2 protein-coding genes are annotated in these 666 nt (G+C 46.2%); both read right to left on the reverse strand.

What is annotated here, in order from left to right; genetic code table 11:
- A partial coding sequence (locus R7044_RS25830) for a S4 domain-containing protein (protein ID WP_263857054.1) occupies positions 1–300 on the reverse strand: 300 nt, incomplete at its 3' end.
- A 99-nt stretch (positions 301–399) separates the two neighbouring features.
- Positions 400–666 (reverse strand): Smr/MutS family protein (locus tag R7044_RS25835; RefSeq protein ID WP_225456075.1); only part of this gene is annotated, 267 nt, incomplete at its 5' end.

Here is a 666-nt window from a genome sequence, read left to right on the forward strand (position 1 = left end):
TGGGAAAATACGCTTTTTGTGACCGATGAAATCGACGATATTGCCGGGGATATCACGCTCAGTCGTACAGGTGATGCCTGTTGGCTTGTTGAGGGCGATATAAATCGGCTTTTCTTTTGAAGCGACAGGCTTGCCATCAACACAAACGTCGTCACCAGGTAGTACTTTAGTGCCCATTTCTGGCTGTTTGCCGTTAATGGTCACTCGACCTTCTTCGATCAGTTTATCGGCAGCGCGACGTGAGCAAAAGCCCGTTTCGCTGATGAATTTATTTAAGCGTTTCGCGTTGTCTTGTGACATATCGGTCTCCTAACGTTTCACAACGGCGGTGAATTTGATGACCCTTCCCGCGAGTGGGAAGGGGAAATAAGGTTGGGCATTCTAGCACCGAGGAGAAACTTAACCTAACCGTTTTTGATGACGTTCGCGGTTTTCTAGTTTCTTGTCTGCGCTTTTTCTTAGCAATACATAAACAGCACCACTGCCACCGTGAAAGCGTTGTGCACTGTGTACGCATTGCACTTCTTTTATTTGTTGTAACCAACTGCTGACGAAGCTTTTCATTAATGCTGGTGGATTCGAACGTTCGCCACGGCCGTGCACAATCACAACAGTACGAATATCCATTGAGATACATTGCTTTAAGAACTTCACTACTTCATCACG

This window comes from Vibrio sp. 1402 (assembly GCF_033340275.1).